26 protein-coding genes are annotated in these 21,412 nt (G+C 74.3%); 11 read left to right on the top strand and 15 right to left on the bottom strand.

What is annotated here, in order from left to right:
• Genes Ani05nite_RS37155 through Ani05nite_RS37140 form a run of 4 tightly spaced genes read right to left on the bottom strand, consistent with a single transcriptional unit; the run spans position 1 to position 3,431 of the window.
• The gene (locus Ani05nite_RS37155) at positions 1–843 is read right to left on the bottom strand and encodes an ABC transporter permease subunit (protein ID WP_203776329.1); all 843 of its coding nucleotides are present in this window, start codon (positions 841–843) and stop codon (positions 1–3) included.
• Positions 840–1,847 (bottom strand): ABC transporter ATP-binding protein, encoded by a 1,008-nt coding sequence (locus Ani05nite_RS37150; protein WP_203776327.1) that lies wholly within the window; start codon positions 1,845–1,847, stop codon positions 840–842. The genes Ani05nite_RS37155 and Ani05nite_RS37150 overlap by 4 nt, the downstream gene beginning before the upstream one ends.
• Positions 1,844–2,923 (bottom strand): hypothetical protein, encoded by a 1,080-nt coding sequence (locus Ani05nite_RS37145; protein WP_203776326.1) that lies wholly within the window; start codon positions 2,921–2,923, stop codon positions 1,844–1,846. The genes Ani05nite_RS37150 and Ani05nite_RS37145 overlap by 4 nt, the downstream gene beginning before the upstream one ends.
• Complete coding sequence (locus tag Ani05nite_RS37140; protein ID WP_239131017.1) at positions 2,907–3,431, bottom strand: sigma-70 family RNA polymerase sigma factor; 525 nt, start codon at positions 3,429–3,431, stop codon at positions 2,907–2,909. Before Ani05nite_RS37140 ends, Ani05nite_RS37145 begins: the two co-directional genes overlap by 17 nt.
• A gap of 178 nt (positions 3,432–3,609) precedes the next feature.
• Between Ani05nite_RS37140 and Ani05nite_RS37135 the strand changes: the two genes are divergently transcribed.
• A complete protein-coding gene (locus Ani05nite_RS37135; RefSeq protein ID WP_203776324.1) occupies positions 3,610–3,789 on the top strand; it encodes a hypothetical protein in 180 nt (59 codons plus the stop codon).
• An 89-nt stretch (positions 3,790–3,878) separates the two neighbouring features.
• On the opposite strand, the gene Ani05nite_RS37130 is transcribed toward Ani05nite_RS37135, so the two are convergent.
• The 6 genes from Ani05nite_RS37130 to Ani05nite_RS37105 all read right to left on the bottom strand — a co-directional run bounded on the left by Ani05nite_RS37130 (position 3,879) and on the right by Ani05nite_RS37105 (position 7,338).
• Positions 3,879–4,328, bottom strand: a complete 450-nt coding sequence (locus tag Ani05nite_RS37130; RefSeq protein WP_203776322.1) for a MarR family winged helix-turn-helix transcriptional regulator — start codon at positions 4,326–4,328, stop codon at positions 3,879–3,881.
• Positions 4,325–4,744 carry an EVE domain-containing protein gene (locus Ani05nite_RS37125; protein WP_203776320.1) on the bottom strand — a complete coding sequence of 140 codons (420 nt, stop codon included), beginning with the start codon at positions 4,742–4,744 and terminating at the stop codon, positions 4,325–4,327. Before Ani05nite_RS37125 ends, Ani05nite_RS37130 begins: the two co-directional genes overlap by 4 nt.
• On the bottom strand, positions 4,741–5,175 hold the full coding sequence (locus Ani05nite_RS37120; protein ID WP_203776318.1) for an SRPBCC family protein: 435 nt from the start codon (positions 5,173–5,175) through the stop codon (positions 4,741–4,743). The genes Ani05nite_RS37125 and Ani05nite_RS37120 overlap by 4 nt, the downstream gene beginning before the upstream one ends.
• 31 nt (positions 5,176–5,206) lie before the next feature.
• Positions 5,207–5,998 carry a GNAT family N-acetyltransferase gene (locus Ani05nite_RS37115; protein WP_203776316.1) on the bottom strand — a complete coding sequence of 264 codons (792 nt, stop codon included), beginning with the start codon at positions 5,996–5,998 and terminating at the stop codon, positions 5,207–5,209.
• A gap of 85 nt (positions 5,999–6,083) precedes the next feature.
• Positions 6,084–6,764 carry a hypothetical protein gene (locus Ani05nite_RS37110; RefSeq protein WP_203776314.1) on the bottom strand — a complete coding sequence of 227 codons (681 nt, stop codon included), beginning with the start codon at positions 6,762–6,764 and terminating at the stop codon, positions 6,084–6,086.
• Between the two features lie 82 nt (positions 6,765–6,846).
• Entirely contained in the window at positions 6,847–7,338 is a 492-nt protein-coding gene (locus Ani05nite_RS37105) for a nitroreductase/quinone reductase family protein (RefSeq protein WP_203776312.1), read from the bottom strand.
• A 61-nt stretch (positions 7,339–7,399) separates the two neighbouring features.
• On the opposite strand from Ani05nite_RS37105, the gene Ani05nite_RS37100 reads away from it, so the two are divergent.
• The 3 genes from Ani05nite_RS37100 to Ani05nite_RS37090 all read left to right on the top strand — a co-directional run bounded on the left by Ani05nite_RS37100 (position 7,400) and on the right by Ani05nite_RS37090 (position 10,847).
• Positions 7,400–7,984: a hypothetical protein gene (locus Ani05nite_RS37100; protein WP_203776310.1), complete on the top strand. Its 585-nt coding sequence runs from the start codon at positions 7,400–7,402 to the stop codon at positions 7,982–7,984.
• 118 nt (positions 7,985–8,102) lie between these two features.
• Positions 8,103–9,524, top strand: a complete 1,422-nt coding sequence (locus Ani05nite_RS37095; RefSeq protein ID WP_203776308.1) for a cellulase family glycosylhydrolase — start codon at positions 8,103–8,105, stop codon at positions 9,522–9,524.
• 93 nt (positions 9,525–9,617) lie between these two features.
• Positions 9,618–10,847 (top strand): MFS transporter, encoded by a 1,230-nt coding sequence (locus Ani05nite_RS37090; RefSeq protein WP_203776306.1) that lies wholly within the window; start codon positions 9,618–9,620, stop codon positions 10,845–10,847.
• Here Ani05nite_RS37090 and Ani05nite_RS37085 read toward each other — a convergent pair.
• Positions 10,826–11,074, bottom strand: coding sequence for a hypothetical protein (locus Ani05nite_RS37085; RefSeq protein WP_203776304.1), 249 nt, complete (start codon positions 11,072–11,074; stop codon positions 10,826–10,828). The genes Ani05nite_RS37090 and Ani05nite_RS37085 overlap by 22 nt on opposite strands.
• A 104-nt stretch (positions 11,075–11,178) precedes the next feature.
• Between Ani05nite_RS37085 and Ani05nite_RS37080 the strand changes: the two genes are divergently transcribed.
• The 3 genes from Ani05nite_RS37080 (at position 11,179) to fdhA (ending at position 14,701) form a co-directional block, all read left to right on the top strand.
• Entirely contained in the window at positions 11,179–12,402 is a 1,224-nt protein-coding gene (locus Ani05nite_RS37080; RefSeq protein ID WP_203776302.1) for a DUF418 domain-containing protein, read from the top strand.
• 35 nt (positions 12,403–12,437) lie between these two features.
• Complete coding sequence (locus Ani05nite_RS37075; protein ID WP_203776300.1) at positions 12,438–13,223, top strand: hypothetical protein; 786 nt, start codon at positions 12,438–12,440, stop codon at positions 13,221–13,223.
• Positions 13,224–13,453: 230 nt separating this feature from the next.
• On the top strand, positions 13,454–14,701 hold the full coding sequence (gene fdhA, locus Ani05nite_RS37070) for a formaldehyde dehydrogenase, glutathione-independent (protein WP_203776298.1): 1,248 nt from the start codon (positions 13,454–13,456) through the stop codon (positions 14,699–14,701).
• A 64-nt stretch (positions 14,702–14,765) separates the two neighbouring features.
• Here fdhA and Ani05nite_RS37065 read toward each other — a convergent pair whose 3' ends face one another.
• Positions 14,766–15,413 carry a DUF4360 domain-containing protein gene (locus Ani05nite_RS37065; protein WP_203776296.1) on the bottom strand — a complete coding sequence of 216 codons (648 nt, stop codon included), beginning with the start codon at positions 15,411–15,413 and terminating at the stop codon, positions 14,766–14,768.
• 389 nt (positions 15,414–15,802) lie between these two features.
• Here Ani05nite_RS37065 and Ani05nite_RS37060 point away from each other — a divergent pair, with 389 nt between their 5' ends.
• Positions 15,803–16,456 (top strand): DUF4360 domain-containing protein, encoded by a 654-nt coding sequence (locus tag Ani05nite_RS37060; RefSeq protein ID WP_203776294.1) that lies wholly within the window; start codon positions 15,803–15,805, stop codon positions 16,454–16,456.
• Between the two features lie 114 nt (positions 16,457–16,570).
• Positions 16,571–17,668, top strand: a complete 1,098-nt coding sequence (locus tag Ani05nite_RS37055; protein WP_203776292.1) for a PQQ-dependent sugar dehydrogenase — start codon at positions 16,571–16,573, stop codon at positions 17,666–17,668.
• A gap of 8 nt (positions 17,669–17,676) precedes the next feature.
• On the opposite strand, the gene Ani05nite_RS37050 is transcribed toward Ani05nite_RS37055, so the two are convergent.
• The 3 genes from Ani05nite_RS37050 to Ani05nite_RS37040 form a co-directional block, all read right to left on the bottom strand.
• Positions 17,677–18,228 carry a pyridoxamine 5'-phosphate oxidase family protein gene (locus Ani05nite_RS37050; RefSeq protein WP_203776290.1) on the bottom strand — a complete coding sequence of 184 codons (552 nt, stop codon included), beginning with the start codon at positions 18,226–18,228 and terminating at the stop codon, positions 17,677–17,679.
• 14 nt (positions 18,229–18,242) lie between these two features.
• Positions 18,243–19,115, bottom strand: coding sequence for a hypothetical protein (locus Ani05nite_RS37045; RefSeq protein WP_203776288.1), 873 nt, complete (start codon positions 19,113–19,115; stop codon positions 18,243–18,245).
• Positions 19,116–19,176: 61 nt separating this feature from the next.
• Positions 19,177–19,605, bottom strand: a complete 429-nt coding sequence (locus Ani05nite_RS37040) for an ester cyclase (RefSeq protein ID WP_203776286.1) — start codon at positions 19,603–19,605, stop codon at positions 19,177–19,179.
• A 155-nt stretch (positions 19,606–19,760) separates the two neighbouring features.
• On the opposite strand from Ani05nite_RS37040, the gene dhaK reads away from it, so the two are divergent.
• Both dhaK and dhaL read left to right on the top strand, forming a co-directional pair.
• On the top strand, positions 19,761–20,762 hold the full coding sequence (dhaK, locus tag Ani05nite_RS37035) for a dihydroxyacetone kinase subunit DhaK (RefSeq protein WP_203776284.1): 1,002 nt from the start codon (positions 19,761–19,763) through the stop codon (positions 20,760–20,762).
• 5 nt (positions 20,763–20,767) lie between these two features.
• Positions 20,768–21,409, top strand: a complete 642-nt coding sequence (gene dhaL, locus Ani05nite_RS37030; protein WP_203776282.1) for a dihydroxyacetone kinase subunit DhaL — start codon at positions 20,768–20,770, stop codon at positions 21,407–21,409.
• The last annotated feature ends 3 nt before the right edge of the window (positions 21,410–21,412 follow it).

Here is a 21,412-nt window from a genome sequence, read left to right as displayed (position 1 = left end):
TCACAGGTCGCGGCGCTGGAAGACCAGCGCCGCCAGCCCGAGCACCAGCGCCACCCAGACGCCGGCCCAGGCCAGGTAGCCGGCGGTGAGCGGGGCCATGCTCAGGAACGGCGAGTCCTCGAAGGCCGGGAACTGGGACAGCCCCGGGTGCTGGAACGCGTGCATGGCGCCGCGCCACAGCCCGTCGGTGGGCAGCAGCATCCGGGAGACCGTGCCGACGCGGGCCACGCCGTCGTTGCCGAACGCCTCGCCGACCATGCCGACCACCCCGGCGATCCAGGTGGCCCCGAACAGGCCGACCGCGACGATGCCCGAGGCCATCGGCGAGATCACCGTGGACAGCAGCAGGCTCAGGGTCAGCAGCACCGTGGTCTGCGCCGCGAGCAGGGCCAGCCCGGTCGCCGGGTGCGGCGGCCAGTAGTCCACGGTGACCCGCACGATGAGCAGCTGGCCCAGCCCGGCCACGGTCACGAACGCGCTGCCGAACGCGGCCAGGCCCAGCCACTTGCCGGCCAGGACGGCGGGGCGGCGGACCGGCCGGGTCATGACGGCCAGGACGATGCCGGACTCGATCTCGCCGGCCAGGGTGGGGCCGGCCAGGAAGGCCGTACCGAGGGCGGCGATCAGGCTCAGGCCGAACATCACCAGGTTGAGCACCGTGGAGGCCGCGATCCGGGCCTCCCCGGTGGTGAAGGCGCCGAACTCGGCGTCGAGCCGGTGGAAGCCCCAGGCGCTGAGGCCGAGCAGCACCACCGTCATCACGACGATCGAACGCAGCACCCGCCGGCGGACGGCCTCCTGCAGGGTCAGCGCGGCGACGGTCAGGACGGTCCGGGCGATCATCGCTGACCACCGCCCGGCCCGGTACGCAGGATGTCCAACAGGCGCTCCTCGAGGCTGATCCGGCCGGGTTCGACGGCGTGCACCCGGACCCCGAGGCCGATCAGGTCGACCACCAGGTCCGGCACGGTGGCGGGGTCCTCCTCCGGGGGCAGCATGACGGTGTACCAGTCCCCGCTGTGGGTGAGCCGGCCGGCCGCCGCCAGCCGTTGCCGCGCCCGGTCGCCCACCGCGCCGAGCCGCAGCCGCAGCTCCCGGGCCCCGAGCAGCTCCGCCAGGGTGCCGGCGGCGGCGACCCGGCCCCGGTCCAGGATGACGACGCGGTCGCAGACCCGCTCCACCTCGCCGATGAGGTGCGAGTTCAGCAGCACGGCGACCCCGCGCTCGCGCAGCGAGAGCAGCAGGTCGCGCACGTCGGCCCGGCCCAGCGGGTCCAGCGCGCTGGTCGGCTCGTCGAGGACGACCAGCTCCGGGCGGGCCACCAGGGCCACCGCCAGCCCGAGGCGCTGCTGCATGCCCTTGGAGAAGCCGCCCACCCGGTCACCGGCGCGGTCGGCCAGGCCGACCAGGGCCAGGCACTCGCCCCGCTCGCGGGCCGGCACCGGGACCCCGGCGAGCCGGCAGTGCAGGGTCAGCACCTCGGCCGCGGTGAGCCACGGCTGGTACCGGAAGAGCTCCGGCAGGTAGCCGACGCGGGCCCGGGCCCGCGGGTCCCGGCCCGGGCGCCCGAGCAGCAGCACCTCCCCCGCGTCCGGCCGGACCAGGCCGAGCAGGATCTTGATGACGGTGGTCTTGCCCGCGCCGTTGGGCCCGAGCAGCCCGACCACCTCGCCGCGGCCGACGCTGAAGGACACGTCGTCCACCGCCGTCCGGCGCCGGTACCGCTTGCGCAGGCCGGAGCACCACACCGCGGGCGCGGGCGGCAGCTCGGCCAGCAGCCGGTCGGTGTCGTCGCGGTCCGGGTCGCCGGCCACCGCGGCGGGGCCGGCGACGGGGCCGGTCGTCACCGCTCCCCCAGCCCGCGGGCGACCGACAGCACCTCGTCGGGGCCGAGCGAGCCGGCCACCGCGGTGACGACGCCGTCGTCCACCCACACCACCCCGGCCACCAGGCCGTCGCGGGACTTCAGCACCGTGGCCGGCCGGCCGCCGACGTCGGCGGTGGCGCTGGTCAGGTACTGCGAGTTGACCGGCAGGGGCAATGTCGTGCCGTCGCCGGTGAAGCCGCGCAGCTGCGCCGCGACGGCCGCCGGCAGCCCGGGCAGCGACAGCAGGTAGTCGGCCGCCGTCCGGAACGGGATGCCCTCCGAGTACGCCGTGGGCGCCACGCCGCGGGCCACGATCAGCGCCGGCACGCCGCGCGCCTCCCGCCACACCGCCGCGAGTCCCGGGCCGGCGGTCAGCCGGAACGTGCTGCCGTCGAGGCCCGGGGGCGGTGCGGGCAGCGTCCGGCCGGCCGCCGCGGCGGTCCGCGCGGCCTGCGCCGCCGAGAAGGTGAACTCCGCGGTCACCCGGTCGCCGACCTGGAACGCCGGCTCCCCCGTCACGCCACGGGGCAGGTCCCGCACCCGCGGCACGGCCAGACCGGTGGCCTTCTGCGCGGCCGCGGCGTCGGCGACCGCCCGCACCCGGGGCTCGGTGACCTCGACCGGGCCGTACGCCGAGAGGTCGGGCAGGGCGATCAGGTCGGCCTGGCTGAGGGTGACGGGCGCGATCCGCTCGGTCCGGTAGATCTGCAGCCAGTCCGCGGCGGCCGCGGCACTGGCCGCTCCCAGGACGGCCACGACGGCGACCGCGGCCACGGCCGGCCGGCGCAGCGCCGCCCGCCATCGGGGGGCGGCCGTCGCGGCGCGGCCCCGGCGGCTGTCGGCGGCGACGGACCGCGACAGGCGGGACCAGCCGGCGTCCACGTCCACGGTGGCGTCGACGTCCAGGGCGGCGCGGCTCAGCGACGCGTCCCGGCGGGCCGCGGCGAGCCCGGACCGGCAGGCCGGGCAGCCCGCCACGTGCTCGCGGTCGGTGTCGGCGACCCCGGACGGCTCGTCCAGGAGCCGGCGCAGGGTGCCGTCAGTCGGATGGCGCATGGCGGTTCAACTCCTTGCGTAGGGAGGACTCGGCGCGGCGCACGGTGGTGCCGACGCTGCCGGGTGACAGATCGAGGGCGGCCGCGACCTCGGCGTAGCTCAGGCCGCTGTGCCGCAGGACCAGGGCGACCGCCTGCCGGCGGGGCAGCCGGGCCAGCGCGGCCCGCACCCGGCGGCGCTCGTCGCGGGTGACGACGGTGTCGGCGACGTCGGGGCTGACGGCGGCGCCACCGCCGGCGGCCTCCTCGCGCCAGGCGCGACGCCGGCCCGTACGGAGATGGTTCAGCGCGGTGTGGGCGGCGGCGACGGACAACCAGCCCGGGGCCTCCGCGGCCGGCACGGCGGAGCGCCCGAAGGTCAGGAACACCTCCTGGGCCACGTCCTCGGCCTCGTCGCGGGAACCGAGCACCCGGGCGGCCACCGCGACCACCCGGGGGTACGCGGACCGGAACACCGCTTCCAGGTCGGCCCGGACGGCCCCTCGTCCCGCCGGAGCCGGCACGGCCACCCCGCCCTCCCGCTCGGCTCGCCGCACGATCCGGCCGGCGGGGGACGGAGCCGCCGGCACGACGGCGGCCGGCGCGGTCCCACCGTGCCCCGCGAGTTCCCCATCCTGCTTCACATCTACAGAGCACCACCGGCGGCGCGTATGTGACACCACGGTCGCACGCTGCCAGACTGCCGGGATGGAAGAAACGGCACGCACCCCGCGCAACGGCCCGGACAGCCCGCCCACGATCGGACGTCGCACGTTCTTCACCCGCACGCTGCTGGCCGCCGGCGCCGCCGCCGGGCTGCTCACCCTCACCGGCTGCCCCGGCGGCGACCAGGACGACGACGATGACGACGACGGGGACGACGACTAGGACCACGCGCCGCCCGTCGGCTCGGCGGCAGCCGCAGCCCGGCGGGCTCAGTCCCGCGGGCTCAGCCCGGCGGGCTCGATCCAGCGGGCTCAGTCGGGCGCGGGGCGGCTCAGCCGGCGCAGCGCCGCGGCGAAGGCGGGCACGTCGTCGCCGAGCCGGGCGAAGAACGCCGCGTCGCACTCCTCCACCGCGACCACCGCGCGGTTGGCCAGCGCGCGTCCCTCGTCGGTCACGGCCAGCGCCCGGGCCCGCCGGTCGGTGGGATGCTCGGGCCGGTGCACCAGGCCCCGGCCCTCCAGCGCGCGCAGGACCTGGGAGGTCATCATCGGGTCGGTGGCGGCCACCCCGGCCAGCGCCTTCTGGGTGACCGGTCCGGACGACTGGAGATAGGTCAGCGTCGCCAGCAGCACGAACTGCACGTGGGTGAGGCCGAACGGCTTCAGCGCGGTCCGCTGGGCGGCCTGCCACCTGTTGCTCACCTGCCAGAGCAGCAGACCCGGGCTCTCGTCCGCGCTGGAGTGCCGGGTGGCCAGGCTCACGACGCCGGGACCGGGGCGAGCATCGCGCCGTGGATGACCGTGAAGTCGTGCTCCGACAGCGGGACCAGGCCGCGCCGCAGCTGCTGGCCCCAGCCCGGCGCCGCGGTGAGGTCGAGCGCCAACGACTTGATCGGCGTCTCGGCGGCGCCGTCCACGTAGCGCACCCGGCGGCGCCACGGCCGGAAGTCGCCCTCGTCGGCCTGCCAGATCTCGTCGTCGGCGACCTGGCCGATGGCCGTGCAGGCCTGCAGCGGCTCGCCGCCGCGCAGGCTGGTGCGGGGCGAGTAGTAGACGAGCCAGTCGCCGGCCGCGAGCCGGGCCAGCCCGTCGCGCTTGCCGTGCCCGAGCTGGGCGATGCCCAGCCCGGTGCCGCGCCGCACGTGGTCGCGGCAGACGACGCCGAGCCAGTGCCTCATGCCGCCACCCCCGCCGCGCGGGCCGCCGCCTCGAGCCGGTCGAGATCGGCCGCGAGCCCCCGGGCGATGTCCCGGCCCAGCACCAGGTCCCAGAAGAACGCGAGCGGCCCGGCGAGGGTGACCCGCACCGCCACCTCGGTCCGCCCGTCGGCCGCCGTGCCCACCCGGTGCTCGAAGGTCAGCTTCGCGCCGACCAGCAGGGAGACGTCGATGAACTCCCGGCCGGGGACCAGCGAGGCGATGACGAACTTCGTCGTCGGGCCGCCCTTCGGCTTCAGTGCGCCGGTGGCCCCGGTCCGGAAGGGCCCGTCGAGGCGGACCCACTCGGTGTCGGTGTTCCAGCTCGGCCAGGTGGCCATGTCGGCCCAGCGCTCGAAGAAGGCGGCGGCGGGAACGTCGGTCGTGATGCGGGCGGTGGCGATCGTCTTCATGAAATTAGTATGCGCGCTTAGTATTTCGCCGTCAAGCGTGGGCCGGCGTCCACTCGTAGTGCGTCGAGGTGGTGATCTGGTGAAAGCCGTGGCGGCGCAGGATGGGCGCGCTGGCCGGGGAGGCGTCGACGTGCAGCAGCCGGAAGTTGCGGTCCACGGCCGCCCGGGCCCGGGCGGCGATCAAGGCGCGGTAGATGCCCCGTCCCCGCCACTGCGGCAGCGTCGCTCCGCCGAGCAGCGCGACGAAGTCGGTGCCCGGGCAGAACTCCGCGAAGGCGGCACCGGCCACCCGCCCGCCGGACTCGGCGAGCAGGATGGTGATCAGGTCGGGGTCGGCCGACACCCGGGCGCCCAGGTCGGCCGCGACCCAGGAGCAGTCGACCCCGAACACCTCGGTCTGCAGATCGGCGAAGCGGCGCAGGTCCTCGGCCTCGCTGACCTGCCGCAGCACCACGCCGTCGGGCAGGACCGGTTCCGCGGCCACCGGCTCGGCGGGACCGATCAGCACCGACGCCGGCTCCCCCGGCACGAAACCGGCCGCGGCCAGGCGCCGGGGAAGATCCGCGGGCCGGTCGTGGGCCCGCAGCTTCCACTCGACGCCCTGGCCCCGGGCCCGGAAGTAGTCCCGCTGACGGGCGATCAGCCGGTCGAGCCCGGCCCCGGTGACGCCGACGTCGCGCGGCGCCCGGATCCGGCCCACGGGCCCGCCGACGATCCGCAGGACCGGACCGTCCCGCTCGTAGGTCAGGCCGGTCGGGACGGCGCCGGAGGGCATCCGCATCTGTGCGTCGTAGGCGGCCAGGAGCGCGTCGGTGTCGACCATGGACCCATCGTCGCGCCGCCGGGCAACCGGCCGGGGGCGCGTCCTCCCGCCACCGGCCGGTTGCGGCACCGGGCCGCCCGGCGGGTCAGCCGGTGGGCAGGCACTTGCCGGCGTTGCCGACCTCGCGGGCCACCCGCTTGAAGGAGCCGCCGGTGAAGCGGTACCGGTAGGTGAAGCCGAGATCCGCGCATCCCTTGCTGCTGCTGTCGTCCACGCCGTTGGCCTCGATGACGACCTCGCGGCCGTTGACCCGCAGCGTCGTCAGCCAGGGCTCGTCGGCCGGGCCCACGTCGGCGAGCAGGGTGCCGACGCGCTCGGGCCGGGTGGACGGGGACGTGCCGTCGAAGACCTCCACGGTGGACGGCCAGTAGGACGTCACCGCCTCGCAGCTGCGGGCGACCACGGCGTCGTACGTGCCGTCGCCGGTCACGTCCGCGGTGACGACCCGCTGGACGATGACCCGCTGGCCGTCGTTCGGGCAGGGCTTGACGATCTTCTTCCAGTCGGCGTCCTCGCCGAGCCCGGCGAGCATGCCGCCGTCGCCCGGGTCGCCCCCGGCGGCGTCGCCGGACCCGCCCGCGCCGTCGCCGGCGTCGCCGGCCGGCGTCCCGGTCGCGGCGGCCGGCGTCCCGGTCGCGGTGGCCGGCGGTACGGCGGCAGACCCGCTCACCGGCGGCTGGGCCGGGCCACCGGCGCTGGTGCAACCTGCGGCGAGCGCGAGGGTGGCCAGCGGTACCGACGTGAGCAGTGCGACGCGCTTGAGCACAGTTGATCCCTGTATGCCGGGGCGGTCACCAGTACCGGACCGCCTCGGCTCGCAGCCTACGGAGTCCCGTGGGAGCGCTCCCTCACGCGTTCGTGCCATCCCACGGGCGCGGGCTCAGCCGGAAGAGCCGGATCTCCCGGTGCTCGGCCCGCGCCGCGTAGGCGTCGTAGCCCGGCCAGATCCGCTGCAGCCCCTGCCACATCCGGTCCCGCTCGGCGCCGGTGAGCAACGTGGCCCGCACGTCGATCTCCCGGTCGCCGAGGGTCACCCGGGCCGCCGGCTGCGCCAGCAGATTGGCCGACCAGGCCGGGTGGTGCGCCTGACCCCAGTTGGAGCCGACCACGACGTAGTCGTCGCCGTCGGTGGCGTACAGCAGCGGCTGGGTGCGCGGCAGGCCCGACTTGCGGCCGGTCGTGGTGAGCAGCAGCGACGGCAGCTCGTGCCGGCCGATCACCGACCAGCGCCCGCCGGTGAGCCGGTACAGCCGGCGGTCCAGCGGGGTCAGCAGCCGGCCGAGCGTGGCGAACCAGCGTCGGCGGCCCAGGCGCCGCAGCAGGGCGGTGTAGGACGACATCCGAGAAGTATCGCGTGATCTCCGTGGCCGGGCCGGGAGAGGTTCGTGAAAAGGTCGCCCGATGATCGTGGTGCAGCGCGTGGTGACGGAGTGGACGAAGCGATCGCGGGGCGCTCCCGGTGCGGTTCGGCGCAACGCGGTGCCCGAGGCGTGCCCGGTGCCGCCGGCCGATGGGGCCGGCGTGCTCGTCCACCAGGTCTTCGCCCGCGAGCGGGACGGCTTCGCCGGGCGGGAGACCCGCTCGGGTCACACCCTGCCGGCGTCCGGGTCGCTCCCCCTCGACGGCGTGGCCGGCGTCCGCCTGGAGCGGGCCGACGGTCGACTCCAGGTCACCGGCGTCACCGGCGTCTGGTGCCAGTGCTTCACCGTCTTCCCCCGGCGACCTGACCGCACGGTGCTGGTCCTGCTGCCGGGCCGGTGGGGGCGATGGCGCCTGAACTTCCGGCTCTGGGAGGACGACGGCCACGGCGAGTGGCGCTACCAGAAGTGGGTCGTCAACGTCGCCCACCTGGCCGGGCCGGCGCCGGCGGAGCTGTTCCAGGCGTCGCCGCCGGCCACGGTGACCGACGAGATGGTCCAGCTCGCCCGGCCGACGGCGTGGGACCGCCGGGCGCTCCGGCCGGGGGCAGCACCGGGAACCTGCTGACCGGCCTCCTCGGCGAGCTTCGACAGATTGCGCCGGTCCGGAGGTGGGGCTACAGTCGGCCGGCGTGGGAGCGCTCCCACGCCGCCGTCTCCCCCCTCAACCGACGGAGCCCCCGTTCATGCGCAGCAACAAACTCAAAGTCCTCCTGGCCGGCGCGGTCGTCGCCGCCGCCTCGGCAGTGGCCCTGATCGCCCTGCCGGCCTCCGCGGAGACCGCCGCGTTCACCGTGACGAACTCCTGGAGCACCGGCTACGAGGCGAGCGTGGTCGTCAAGAACGACACCTCGTCGACCATCTCCACCTGGCGGGTGGAGCTCACCCTGCCCGCCGGGACGTCCGTCGTCAATGCCTGGAACGCCACGCAGGCGAGCGCCGGCAGCACGTACACCTTCACCCCGGCCGGCTGGAACGCCACCCTCGGCGCCGGCGCCTCGACCGAGTTCGGGCTGATCGTCAACGGCACCGGGCGGCCCACCACCTGCCTGGTCAACGGCAAGGCCTGCGGCGGCGGCGGCACGCCGACCTCGCCCGTACCGTCGCCGACCCGGACCATCACCCCGACCCCGACCCCGACCACGACGCCCACCAGCGCGCCGGCCGGCCGGACCCCGGTGGCGATCAACGGGCAGCTGCACGTCTGCGGCGTCAACCTGTGCAACCAGTACAACCGGGCCATCCAGCTGCGCGGCATGAGCACGCACGGCCTGCAGTGGTTCGCCAACTGCTACAACGCCGCCTCGATGGACGCGCTGGCCAACGACTGGCAGGCCGACCTGCTCCGGATCGCCATGTACGTGCAGGAGGGCGGCTACGAGACCAACCCGGCCGGCTTCACCAGCCGGGTCAACACCCTGGTCGACCTGGCCGAGGCCCGCGGCATGTACGCGCTGATCGACTTCCACACGCTCACCCCCGGCGACCCGAACTACAACCTCGACCGGGCCAAGACCTTCTTCGCGGCCGTCTCGGCCCGTAACGCCGCCAAGAAGAACGTGATCTACGAGATCGCCAACGAGCCGAACGGCGTGAGCTGGGCCGGCATCAAGAGCTACGCCGAGCAGGTCATCCCGGTGATCCGCGCGAACGACCCGGACGCCGTGGTCATCGTCGGCACCCGGGGCTGGTCCTCGCTGGGCGTCTCGGACGGCTCGAGCTCGGCCGAGGTCATCGCCAACCCGGTCCGGGCCACCAACATCATGTACACGTTCCACTTCTACGCGGCATCGCACAAGGACAACTACCGCGCCGAGCTGGAGCGGGCGGCCGCGTCGCTGCCGATGTTCGCGACCGAGTTCGGCACGGTGAGCGCCACCGGCGGCGGCGCGGTCGACACGGCGAGCAGCGCGGCGTGGCTCGACCTGCTCGACCGCCTCAAGATCAGCTACGCGAACTGGACGTTCTCCGACGCCGGTGAGGGCAGCGCCGCCCTCAAGCCGGGCACGTGCGCGAGCGGCACGTACGCGGGCACCGGGGTGCTCACCGAGTCGGGTGCGCTGCTGCGCAGCCGGATCCGCACTCCCGACTCCTTCCCGACCAGCTGATCCGCGGCGCTGTCGGCGGGCCCCGGCCCGCCGGCAGCGCCGCGTCGTCTCCGGCGCTTGGCAAACCGTACGAGCGTACGGTTTGATGGGGGCATGTCGCTGCTGCCGGAGCCCGGACCGATCCGCACGCTCGCCGTGGCCACCCTGGTCAACACGGTCGGGAGTGGACTGTGGATGGCGTCGAGCGCGCTGTTCCTGACCCGCTCGGTCGGCCTCACGGTCGCGCAGACCGGCCTGGCCCTCACCCTGGTCGCCCTGGTCAGCCTGGTGACCAGCACGCCGGTCGGCTACCTGGCCGACCGGCTGGGCCCGCGCGGGGTGGCGATCGCCGGCCTGACCGCGCTGGGCCTGTGCGAGGTGGCCATGGTCGAGGTCCGCTCGCTCGCCGGGTTCCTGGCGGTGGCCGGGCCCATGGCGGTCTTCGACGCGGCGCAGCGGGCCGCCCGGGGCGCCGTCATCGGCGGGACGGTGCCGCCGGAACGCCGGGTGCACACCCGCGCCTACCTGCGCTCAGTCACCAACGTCGGGATCACCGTCGGGGCCGCACTGGCCGGCGTCGGGCTCACCGTGGACACCCGCGGCGCGTACCTGGCCCTGGTCCTCGGGGACGCGGTGACCTTCCTGCTCGCCGCCGCCGTGCTCACCCGGCTGGCGCCGATCGCACCCGTACCCCGGTCGGCGTCCGGGCCGCGGCTGACCGCCCTGCGCGACCGGCCGTTCCTCGCCTTCGTCGTGCTGGACGGGCTGCTGGCCACCAATTTCGGCCTCTTCGAGGTGGCCCTGCCGCTGTGGATCGCGGGACGCACCGACGCGCCGCGCTGGATGATCTCGGTGGTGTTCGCGGTGAACACCGTGACCGTGGTGCTGTTGCAGGTGCGCGCGGCCCGGGGCACGGACACCCTCGACGGGGCCGCCCGGGCGTCCCGGCGGGCGGGGTTCGGGCTGCTGCTGGCCTGCCTGATCTTCCCGCTCACGGCCGGCACGACCCGGTGGCTGACCATCGCCCTGCTGGTGGCCGCCGCGCTGGTGCACGTGGCCGCCGAGATGTGGTACTCGGCCGGCGGCTGGGGCATCTCGTTCGGCCTGGCGCCGGAGCACGCGCACGGGCAGTACCAGGGCACGTACTCCATGGGCCACCAGTTCGGCCAGATGATCGCCCCGGCCGTGGTCACCACCCTCGCGCTGGGCTGGGGCACCCCCGGCTGGCTGCTGCTCGGCGCGGCCTTCGCCGTCGCGGGCTGCCTGGTGCCGCCGGTGGTGCGCCACGCCGCCGCGCGCCGGCCGCACGCGGCCGACGCCGCCTACTCGGCCTCCTCCTCCTGATGCACCGGGGACGAGGTCAGCAGCTCCAGCTCCCACCGCACGGCGAAGCCCTCGCCCTCCTCGTCGGCCACCAGGTACGAGCTGACCCGCACGCCGAGGCCCAGCTGGTCGGCGGCGCGCAGATGCTCGACCACCTCGTCGATGCCGGCCAGGTAGTGGGTGGCGATCAGCTCGGGGGCCGTCTCGCCGGTCGTCTCGTCCTGCGTCCTGCTGTCCACGTCGGTCACGGCCACCAGGGTAGAGCCGGGGCCCGGGGCCACCTACTTCGGTCTCGCGGATACCGACCGACGGCCGACGAGGAAGCGGACCCGGAGCTGCTTGCATGAGGGGCATGACAGCGACCGCCACCCCACCCCGCCCGACCCCGGTCTCCGCCCGCGCCCTGGGTCCCGACCTGGCCCGCGGCGGCATGCTGCTGTTCATCGCCCTGGCCAACTCGCACTACTTCCTGCGCGGCGCCACGGTGCTCGGCGGCTACCCGCAGGACGGTTCCGCGCTCGACCGGGCCGTCATCTGGCTGCTCGCGACCTTCGTCGACGGCCGGGCGTTCCCGCTGTTCGGCGCCCTGTTCGGCTACGGCGTCGCGCGCATCGCCGACCGGCAGCGCTCGCTCGGCCCCCGCGGGGTACGCCGGCTGCTGTGGCGGCGCAGCCTGGTGCTGGTGGTCGTGGGCGTCCTGGACGCCCTGCTGTTCTTCGCCGGCGACATCCTGGCCGCGTACGGCGTGCTGCTGCTCCTCGGCGCCTGGTGCGTGCGCTGGCGCAACGGCGCGCTGCTGGCCACGGCGGCGCTGTTCCTCGTGCTGACCGCGCTGCCCGGCGACGGGTCGCTGACCATCAGCAGCGATCCGCCGCACGCCGCGATGCTGCCGCCGGACCTGGCCGCCGTGCTCCCCGCCCGCGCCCAGGTGTCGCTGTACGTGGCGCTGCTCGGGCCGATCGGCTTCGTCTGCCCGTTCCTGATCGGCCTGTGGGCCGGCCGGGCCCGCCTGCTGGAGCGGCCGGAGCAGCACCGCCGGCTGCTGCGCGGCACGGCGTGGGTGGGCCTCGGCGCGGCGGCGCTCGGGGCGCAGCCGGTCGCGCTGATCCTCGCCGGGGTGGTGGACTCCCCCGCCCGGCCGGTGCTCGAACTGCTCGGCCCGCTGCACGACGCGACGGGCATCCTGGGCGGCTTCGGCTACGCGGCCCTGCTGTCGCTGCTCGCCGTCCGGCTGGGCGCCCGCCCGCGGCCGGTGACCACCGCGATCGCCGCCGTCGGGCAGCGGTCGATGACCTGCTACCTGGTCCAGTCGGTGGTCTGGTCGGTGGTCTTCACGCCGTTCCTGCTGGACCTGTCCGGCGCCCTGAGCGTCACCGCCACCGCGCTGCTGGCCGCGGCGACCTGGCTGGCCACCGTGGTCCTCGCCGACCGGATGCGCCGCCGCGGCCGGCGCGGGCCGTTCGAGGCGCTCATCCGGCGCGTCACCTACGGCCGGGCGGTCGCCGGCGCGCCCGCGGCCGGCCCGGACGCCGGACAGATCGGTCCTGATCATGACCAGAACCGCCCGACCGGATGAGCCGGACGGGCCGCCCCGGACCGCACCATGGCGGCGTGATCCGCAGAACGTTCGCGCTCGTGCTCGTCGGCGTGGTGGCGTCCGCCGGCCTGGTGGCCAGCGGCGCGCACCACGGCGCCTCGGCCGGGACCACCGGGCGCCCGGCGGGGCTGGACGTGCTGTTCGTCGGCAACAGCCTGATCGGCACCCGCGCGGCCACCGGCGAGGACACCCCGGACGTGGTGCGCCGGCTGGCCCGCGACGGCGGCCGGGAGGTCCGGGCCACCAAGGTCATCCGGTACGGCCAGACGCTGCGGCGTACCTGGGACGGGGGCGCGGCGCGGCACGCCCTGGACGGCTCCACCCGCTACGACTACATCGTGCTGCAGGAGTACAGCACGCTGATCGTCACCGACCCGGCGCGCGTCACGGCGACGCTGCTGGACACGTACGCCCCGGCCCTGGCGCGTTCCCTCAAGCCCGGCGGGCGGGTCGTGCTCTTCGAGAACTGGGCGCTGGCCGGCCCGGCGCCGTCGGCCGCGCGGGCGCGCACGGTGGCCGTCATCCGCGCCGGGTACGCCCGGCTGGCCGCGGCGCTGCCGGCGCCGACCGTGATCGCCCCGGTCGGCGACGCGTTCGAGGCGGTGGTGACCCGCGACGGCCCCGGCGCCGTGCTCGCCCCCGACGGCAAGCACCCGACCGGCCGCGGCATCTATCTGGAGGCGGTCACCCTGCACGGGCTCTTCTTCGGCGAGTCGCCCCGCGACCTGCCCGATCTGTACCTGCCGCCGGCGACGGCCGGCCGGCTGCGGACCGTGGCCGCCGCGGCCCTCGGCTACTGAGGCGCCGGGCCCGGCCGGCGCCCGCGCCCCTTACGGGATCAATGCGAATATCGGCATGTCTCGGGAGTATTGACGGTTCTCTTTGCCGCGCCACGCGGGAAACATGGCCGTCATAGCGGTGTCACTCTCCCGCCACCCGCGGCCTGATCACCCGCCCGTCGCGGAGGTGAGGCTCTTGGCCGTGAGGTATCCGGCCACAGTCGAGTGCGAGCAGGATGGGAGCACAACAGATGGCAGGCAACAGAGCGGTTGTCTATCAGGGTCCTGGCCAGGTGGAGATCCGCGACGGCGAGTACCCCACGTACGAGATGAAGGACGGCCCCGGTGTCAACAAGGCCAACGTCGGCCGCAAGACACCGCACGGCGCGATCCTCAAGACCGTCGCCACCAACATCTGCGGCAGCGACCAGCACATGGTCCGCGGTCGCACCACGGCCCCGGCGGGGCTGGTGCTCGGCCACGAGATCACCGGTGAGGTGGTCGACGTCGGCCCGGGCGTGGAGTTCATCAAGGTCGGCGACATCTGCTCGGTGCCGTTCAACATCTCCTGCGGGCGGTGCCGCAACTGCAAGGAGCGCAAGACCGGCGTCTGCCTCAACGTCAACCCGGACCGGCCGGGCTCGGCGTACGGCTACGTCGACATGGGCGGCTGGGTCGGCGGGCAGGCGGAGTACGTCATGGTGCCGTACGCCGACTGGAACCTGCTGAAGTTCCCCGACCGGGACCAGGCCATGGAGAAGATCCTCGACCTGGCCATGCTCACCGACATCTTCCCCACCGGCTACCACGGGTGCGTCAGCGCCGGCGTCACGACCGGATCCACCGTCTACATCGCCGGGGCCGGCCCGGTCGGCCTGGCCGCTGCCACCTCGGCGTTCCTGCTGGGGGCCGCGGTCGTCATCGTGGGCGACCTCAACAAGGAACGGCTGGAGCAGGCCCGCAGTTTCGGCTGCGAGACGGTCGACGTCTCCCAGGGCGAGCCGGTCGAGCAGGTCTACGACATCCTGGGCCGGGACGCCCCCGCGCTGGGCCAGCCGCTGGTCGACTCGGCCGTCGACGCGGTGGGGTTCGAGGCCCGCGGGCACGGCGCGAACGCCGAGACCGAGATGCCGGCGACCGTGCTGAACTCGCTGATGGACCTCACCCGGGCCGGCGGCGCGATCGGCGTGCCGGGCCTCTACGTCACCGGGGACCCCGGCGGCGTCGACGAGGCGGCGAAGGTGGGTTCGCTCTCGCTGCGGCTGGGCCTCGGCTGGGCCAAGTCGCACTCGTTCGTCACCGGCCAGTGCCCGGTGATGAAGTACAACCGGGAGCTGATGATGGCGATCCTGCACGACCGGGTGCAGATCGCCCGGAACGTCAACGCCACCCCGATCCCGCTCGACGACGCCCCCCGCGGCTACGAGGAGTTCGACCGGGGCGCGGCCCGCAAGTACGTGCTCGACCCGCACGGCATGATCAGCCGCCGCGCGAACTGACCGGGTGCGGATGGCCGGGGTCGCCGGGCCGAGCCGGCGACCCCCGCCACCGCGGGCCCGTCCGTTACTGGCACTGCCGCCAGGCGAAGTGGTACGTGGTCGCGATGCTGCCGTCGGTGGAGTCCATCGTCAGGAAGCTGGCGTCCGTCGACGTGCCCTTGGCGACCCGCAACTCCGTGTTGATGTTGAGGTTGCGCAGCTCGCCGCACGGATGCCAGACGACCGCCGCGACGGGCACCTCGTCGCTGGCGAACCAGTTGTCGTCCAGGGGCGCCGTGATCGGGTGGGTCGTGAAGGTGCTCTGGGTCATGCCCTGGAAGTAGTAGTTCGCGCGCTGTGAGGCGGTGGCCCCCCGCTGGAGCAGCCCGTAGCCGCGGTAGTCCACCTTCGTGATCGCGAAGGTGAAGCCCTGTGGCACGTGGACCAGCACGTTGAGCTGGCAGTTCTTGCGGCCCTCGGTGCTGGCGATGCCCGGGCCGGCCTGGGCCAGGTACTCGCTGTAGATGGCGGTGAACGCCGTGTTGTCCGGCGAGACCGCCACGTCGGCCGTGCCCGGCCGGCAGCCGGAGCCCGCCATGGCGACCAGGTCGATGACGATGTGGTCGCGCGGCGGGTCGTCCAGGATGCTGCTCGCCGAGGCCGGCGCCGCCACGGTCAAGGAGGAGGCGAGTAACGCCAGCACGGCTCCCCCACGCACCAACAATTTACGCATGGAACTCCCTTCGAAATTTCGGAAACGACGATGCGCGCGCGGGGCAATGCTATTGGTAGACATAGAAGAGCGTCAATGTGACGTTCTTTTGTCGCATGACGCGGCAAGTGCGCGGCGCTATACAGCTTCATCGGGCAACTCACCCCGGATGCAGCACCCAAGCTGCATTTAGACGCTGCCGCGTCCCATCTGGTGCATCGATCCTCGCCAATGCTTGCATACCAACAGGCGGCTGGCTAACATTCCCTGGCGGAAGACAATGGGGCAGCCGGCAGACGATGATCGATATTTCTGCGTCACATTCTCGGGCAGCTGTGGACGTGGGAATGCGATGAATCCTGCCCGCGGGAAGAACAGTCGGCATGTCAGTTACGAACGAGAGGATCACCATGACCAGACGCCTCGTCGGCGCGAGACGGACGGCTTTCGCCGTACTCGGCACGGTTCTCGCCCTGTCGCTGTCCACGGCGGCCCGGGCCGCCGGCGGAGAGACGCTCGCCGCCGCCCCGGACGGAAACGTCACCGCCGAGGTGATAGCCGCGAACGGCTCGGGCTGCGCGCCCGGGACCGCCACGGTGGTCGCCAACGCCGACCGCAGCGGCTTCCGGATCAGGTACCACGACTTCGTGGCCGAGGCCGGCGGCGCTGCCGACCCGACCGACCGCCGCAAGAACTGCCAGGTCGGCGTGCTGATCACCGTCCCGGCGGGCTGGACGTTCGCCATCGCCGAGGCGGAATACCGGGGCCGCGCCCGCCTCTACGCCGGCGCGACGGCCCTGCAGCGCACCAACTACTACTGGCAGGGCTCCTCGGCCAACAACAGCAGCGAGGAGACCTTCACCGGGCCCCTCAACGGCTACTGGGACACCAGCGACGTCGCCCCGGTGCTGATCTACAGCCCGTGCGCCGAGCAGCGGGTGCTGAACATCAACACCGAGCTGCGGGTGGACAACGGCACGTCGACCGCCCGCAACAGCATGTCGATGCGGTCGAGCGACGGCGACGTCGACACCCTCTTCCACTTCAGCTGGACGCGGTGCTGACGCCGTACCACCCCCGCCGCGTGCCCCCGCCGGCCACGAAGGGCTCACCCGGGCCCCTCGTGGCCGGCGGAGTATATTGACCAAGGTCAATGCTTTGGAGCGGAGGTTCCCGTCATGCGCCGTCGATTCGCGTTCTCCGGCATCCTGATCCTCGGCCTCGGCGCCCTCGCCGCCGCGCCGGCCACCGAGGCGCTCTCCCAGGTCCGGCCCGCGGCCGCCCCGGACCTGACCAGCCCGCAGACAGTGGCGACCGGGCTGGCCGTCCCGTGGGGGCTCGGCTTCCTGCCGGACGGCAGCGCCCTGGTGACCGAGCGGGCTGGCGGCCGCATCCTGCGGCTGAGCCCCGGCAGCGCCCCGGCCGTGGCCGCCACGGTGCCCGGGGTGGTGCCGGCCGGCGAGGGGGGCCTGCTCGGCCTGGCCGTGTCGCCGACGTACGCCGACGACGGCTACGTGTACGTCTACTACACCGCCGCCTCGGACAACCGCATCGCCCGCCTGCGCCTGGACGCGCCCCAGGACCAGCAGGTGATTCTCAGCGGGCTGGCCAAGGCGACCATCCACGACGGCGGGCGCCTCGCCTTCGGCCCCGACGGCATGCTCTACGCCGGGGTGGGCGACGCCGGCGGCACCGCCAACGCCCAGAACCAGCAGAGCCGCAACGGCAAGATCCTGCGGATGCGGCCCGACGGCGGCGTGCCCGACGCCGGCAACCCGTTCCCCGGGTCGCTGGTCTACAGCCTGGGCCACCGCAACGTGCAGGGGTTGGCCTGGGACGCCCAGGGCCGGCTGTACGCCTCCGAGTTCGGCCAGAACACCTGGGACGAGGTGAACCAGATCGTCCCGGGCGGCAACTACGGCTGGCCGACGGTCGAGGGCCGCGCCGGCGACCCCCGCTTCCGCGACCCCATCGTCGTGTGGAGCACCGCCGAGGCCTCCCCCAGCGGCGCCACCATCGACGACACCACCCTCTACGTCGCCGCCCTGCGCGGCCAGCGGCTGTGGTCGGTGCCGCTGGACGGCACCGGCGGGGCGGGCGCTCCGGTCGCGCTGCTCCAGGGCCGGTACGGCCGGCTACGCACGGTGGAACGGGCGCCGGACGGCTCGCTGTGGATCACCACCAGCAACCGGGACGGTCGCGGCACGCCGGCGGCCGACGACGACCGGGTGATCCGCTTCCCCGCGGCCGCCGTGCCGACGCCGACCGGCTCCTGAGCCCGGGCTCAGTCGAAGGCGGGCAACCCGTCGATGCTCGCCGCGTTCTTCGCCCGGCGGTAGTCGGTCAGGGCGTCCTCGCTCTTGCGCGAGCTCCACTGCACCAGCAGGTCCCGGTCGCCCTCGTAGGTCATCCGGGGGACGGCGTACCCGCAGGAGTCGCTGACCCGGTGCACGGCCACGTCGACGATCGCCCGGGCCCCGTGCAGGTCGGGCGGGGCCGGGAACGCGGCCAGCAGCTCGGCGTACCCGGGGTCGGTGGCCGGCACGACCCGGCCGGTGCCGTGCAGCCGGACGATGTTCGGCGTGGCGCCGAAGGCGCAGAACATCAGCGTGATCCGGCCGTTCTCGCGCAGGTGCGCGGCCGTCTCGGCGCCGCTGCCGTGGAAGTCGAGGTACGCCACGCGCAGCTCGCCGAGCACCGCGAAGGTGCCGCCCATCCCCTTCGGCGAGACGTTGACGTGGCCGTCGGCGCCGGCGGGCGCGGTGGCCACGAAGAACATGGGCTGGCCGAGGATGAACGCGCGCAGCCGGTGGTCGATGGAGTCGTGGACCTTCATGCGGTCATGATGCCTCAGCCGCGGTGGTGCTTCTTGACGAAGGTGTAGCCGGGCGCCAGCGGGCTGGCCGGGACCTGCTCGCTCTCCACGGCCCGCTCGTGCAGGGTGAGCTGCCGTTCCGACGGCTGGGCGCCCGGCGGCAGCTTGCGGACGAAGCCGTTGACCCAGTGGTCGCGGCGGTCGGCGCCCTCGCCGTCGGCCTCGTCCTCCTCCCCCGGGTACGGCGCCGGCTCCACCAGCGGGGCGTAGAACAGCATCTCGGCGGGCTTCTGGCCGTCGACCGCCGGGTAGGACGGGTAGCCCGCCGCGTCGACGCTGCCCGGCACCCGGGTCAGGTAGCCCTCGCGGATCAGCTGCTCGACGGCGTTGCGGAGCAGGAACGTCCCGCGCGCGCCGCGGCCGAGCCCGCACTGCGCGGCCAGCCCCGACTCGGGGAACACGGCGCTGCCGTCGGTGAAGACGCGGCCCAGTCGGCGGACGGCGTGCAGCACGTCGCCGCGGTTGGACTTGCGCACGTGGAACTCGCGGGTGACGACCCTGGGGTCGTACTCGTGGAAGTAGTCGGCGCCGTCGACGCGGACCGGCTCGGCCAGCGGGGTGGTCCGCACCACGACCTCGTCCCGGGCGGAGTGCCAGGCGACCGTGACCAGCACGCCGGGCCGCAGGTCGGGCGGCCAGGCGAGGCCGGTGAACTGCCATTCGACGTCCTGCCGCAGCGCCGCCGCGAACCCGTGCCGGGTGGGCGTCAGCCCGTGCTCGCGGTGCTCGAGCACCAGGGCGATGCGCTCGCGGTCCCGCAGGGTCTCGACGCACTCCTCCGGGACGGCGCACACGCCGCCGTCCAGGTCGGCCTGCCACAGCGCGAATCGACGGCTCACCCGTACCATGATCCACCTCCGCGTGCCCCGGCGCGCAGCGACCATACCCCCGCGCCCGCCGGGCGCGGGATCACCCTCCGGCGCCCACCCGCGGGTCGTGCACCTGCAGGATGCGCTGCAGTTCGTCGGCCAGCACCCAGATCGCGGTGATCCGTCCGTCCGGGCCCAGGCTGAGCACGTCGATGCCCAGGCCGGTGACGGTCCGCCCGGTCGGCGGCAATTCACCCAGCGGGGTACGCCACGGGCCGGTGTGCCGCGCGCGGTGCCGGAACGCGACGGTCAGCTTGCCGGGCGCGCTGACCCGGTCGACGACCTCGATGACGTGGTCGGTGAACGCGGCGTGCAGCGCCGCCGCCCGCGCCACCAGGTCGGCGACCGGCATCGGGACGCCGTTGATGGTCACCGGGTCGGCGTAGAGCCGGGCGAAGACCGCCACCGGGTCCGGGTGCCCGGCGGGCGGCACCCGCCACAGGTCGAACAACTCCCGCTCGATGTCCACTTCTCCCCCTCCTGGGCGGCGAACCGGCACCGCTCAGGATCGTCCGCGCCCGTCCGGCCGGCAAGCCGGGCCGCGGAACGGTTCCTTTCCGTGGGTCCGGGCGTAATTTGAGGTGGCAGGTCGTCCCTCCGGCACCCAGCGGCGAGGAGTCATCGATGAACCAGCTGATCAACGATCCGTCGAATGTGGTCGCGGACGCGCTCCGCGGCATGGCCGACGCCCATCCCGAGCTCCGCGTGGACCACGAGAACCGCATCGTCTTCCGCGGCGACGCCCCGGTCCAGGGCAAGGTGGGCCTGGTCTCCGGCGGCGGGTCCGGGCACGAACCGCTGCACGCCGGCTTCGTCGGCCCCGGCATGCTGGACGCGGCGTGCGCGGGCGAGATCTTCACCTCGCCGGTGCCCGACCAGATCATGGCGGCGACCAAGGCCGTCGACGGCGGCGCCGGGGTGCTGCACATCGTCAAGAACTACACCGGCGACGTGATGAACTTCGAGATGGCGGCCGAGATCGCGGCCGCCGAGACCGGCGTCGAGGTCGTCGCCGTGGTGACCGACGACGACGTGGCGGTGCAGGACAGCCTCTACACCGCCGGGCGCCGCGGGGTCGGGGTGACCGTGCTGGTGGAGAAGATCGCCGGGGCCGCCGCCGGCCAGCACCGGCCGCTGGCCGAGGTCGCCGACATCGCCCGCAGGGTCAACGCGAACGGCCGCAGCATGGGCGTGGCGCTCTCCTCGTGCACGGTGCCGACCGCCGGCAAGCCCACCTTCGACCTGCCGGACGGCCAGATGGAGGTCGGCATCGGCATCCACGGCGAGCCGGGGCGGCGGCGGGCGCCGCTGGCCACGGCCGCCGAGATCGCCGAGATGCTCGTCGGCCCGATCCTCGGCGACCTCGACTTCACCGGCGGCGACGGCGTGATCGCCTTCGTCAACGGCATGGGCGCCACGCCGCTGATCGAGCTGTACGTGGTCTACCACGAGGTGGCGGCGATCCTCGCGAAGGCCGGCATCACGGTGGCCCGGTCGCTGGTCGGGCCGTACATCACCAGCCTCGACATGGCCGGCTGCTCGGTCACCCTGGTCAAGACCGACGACGAGATGCTGCGGCTGTGGGACGCGCCGGTGCGTACCCCGGCGTTGCGGTGGGGAGCCTGACCGCGATGACCGCCACCGTGGACACCGCGGCCCTGACCGCCTGGGTCCGGGAGTTCGGCCGGCTGATCGCGGCCGGCCGGGACCTGCTCACCGAGCTCGACTCGGCGATCGGCGACGCCGACCACGGCGTCAACATGGACCGCGGGATGACCGCGGTCCTCGCCGCGCTGGCCGCCGACCCGCCCACCACCCCGGCCGACGTGCTCAAGCGGACCGGCATGACCCTGGTCAGCAAGGTCGGCGGGGCCAGCGGCCCGCTGTACGGCACCGCGTTCCTACGGATGGCCGCCGCGGCCGGGGCCGCCGACGCGCTCGACGCCCCCGGGTACGCCAAGGTGCTGCGGGCCGGGCTCGACGGGGTGGTCGCCCGCGGCAAGCCCGCGGCCGGCGACAAGACGATGTACGACGCGCTGGCCCCCGCGGTGGACGCCCTGGACGAGGCGCTGGCCGCCGGCCGGCCGCTCGGCGAGGCGCTGCGGGCGGCGCTCCGGGCGGCCGAGCAGGGCCGGGACGCGACCATCCCGATGGTGGCCCGCAAGGGCCGGGCCAGCTATCTCGGCGAGCGCAGCGCCGGGCACCAGGACCCCGGCGCGACCTCGGTGACAATGCTGGTGAGCGCGGCGGCGACCGTGCTCGGCGGGGACTGAGGG

It is taken from the genome of Actinoplanes nipponensis, from assembly GCF_016862275.1.
GTDB lineage: Bacteria > Actinomycetota > Actinomycetes > Mycobacteriales > Micromonosporaceae > Actinoplanes > Actinoplanes nipponensis.
The sequence above is the reverse complement of the archived record's forward strand: the minus strand, read 5'-3'. Positions and strand labels throughout refer to the sequence as shown.